The organism is Halalkalibacter lacteus (assembly GCF_036663595.1).
Lineage (GTDB): Bacteria > Bacillota > Bacilli > Bacillales > Bacillaceae_D > Halalkalibacter > Halalkalibacter lacteus.
Genome location: NZ_JAWRVL010000076.1, coordinates 1 through 1,404, shown reverse-complemented (window position 1 = coordinate 1,404; position 1,404 = coordinate 1). Strand labels below are relative to the sequence as shown.

Annotated in this window: 1 protein-coding gene; it reads left to right on the top strand. The window is 36.7% G+C overall.

The features are described from left to right. Positions 1–141: 141 nt before the first annotated feature. Positions 142–1,257 (top strand): IS4 family transposase, encoded by a 1,116-nt coding sequence (locus SAZ04_RS21490; RefSeq protein ID WP_332699513.1) that lies wholly within the window; start codon positions 142–144, stop codon positions 1,255–1,257. The last annotated feature ends 147 nt before the right edge of the window (positions 1,258–1,404 follow it).

Here is a 1,404-nt window from a genome sequence, read left to right as displayed (position 1 = left end):
CACTAGTGTTGCATTAATTTAATTTCACTATTATAAATACTCCAAATGTTCAATAATTTTATTTTGCGCAAAGAAAAAGTCCTTTATAATGGATAGGTCAGGTGGTAATCCCGTCCAAATCCAATAAAAAGGACCAATCTCATGGATAAGATTACACGAAAAACTTCATTTGGACAATGGTTTTCACCAATAAATCACGAATTATTTGATGATCAAGTGAAAACATTGAAATTAGATTTCTATACGAAAAAACTTACGACGGAATCATTTTTAAAATTATTACTCTACGCACAGCTCGAAGAAGTAGAAAGTCTTCATGCGCTTAGTGATTGTCTTTTTGATGATCAACTTCAAAAAGGAATCAACCTTGATTCGATCAGTATTTCTCAACTATCACGGCGATTAAACGGGTTGAATCCTGATTTATTTCAACGACTTTTCCTTGATTTAGTCTCACAAATTCATGCGAAAACCCATATTTCAAGGCTCATCATGCCGTTAAAAATCATTGATTCAAGCACATTGCCACTTAATTTGACCAATCATAAGTGGGCACAGTTCCGCAAAACAAAAGCAGGTGTAAAGCTCCATTTGCGCCTTGTGTTTATGGAAAAAGGAATTTCCTATCCTGAAAAGGCTGTGCTCACAACGGCAAAGGAACATGATCGTGGTCAACTAGAAATTATGGTAGACGACAAGGAATGCATGTATGTGTTTGACCGTGGCTACCTTGACTATGAACGCTTTGATCGAATGACAGATGATGGCTACTTTTTTCTATCAAGACTTCGTAAAAACGCAGTTATACGAGAAGTTTATGATTTTAAATTAGCCGAGGGCACGACTGTTTTGTCCGACCAAATGGTTTTGATTGGCACCACTCAAAACCGTACTGAAAACTATTTTCGCCTTCTAAAAGTACTTGATACAAAAGGGAATGAGCTTCATTTAATCACCAACCGTTTTGATTTGAGTGCCGAAGACATTTCAGAGATGTATAAATCACGCTGGGAGATTGAGTTGTTTTTCAAATGGATCAAGCAGCACCTCAGCATCAAAAAGTTCTACGGACAAAGCGAATGGGCGATCCACAATCAAGTGTTTATCGCATTAATCGTTTTTTGCCTACATGTACTCGTTCAACTCGAGACAAAAAGCAAGCGAAAAACCTTACAAATTAGTCGTTACCTAAGAGCTGCTTTGTGGAAGCCAGCGCATATTTGGCTTCGAAAAATTGATGGAAAAGCGATTCCTTAATAAACAAACTGTCGTCGTCTTAAATTTCTAATTGTAAATAAATTTCCAAGTGGATGGAGCCACCTTTATTAGGTATTTACCTTTTTGGCTCTAAGCAGGATAAATGTGAAAACTGAAAATTCCGTCAATTTTTATGCAACACTAGTG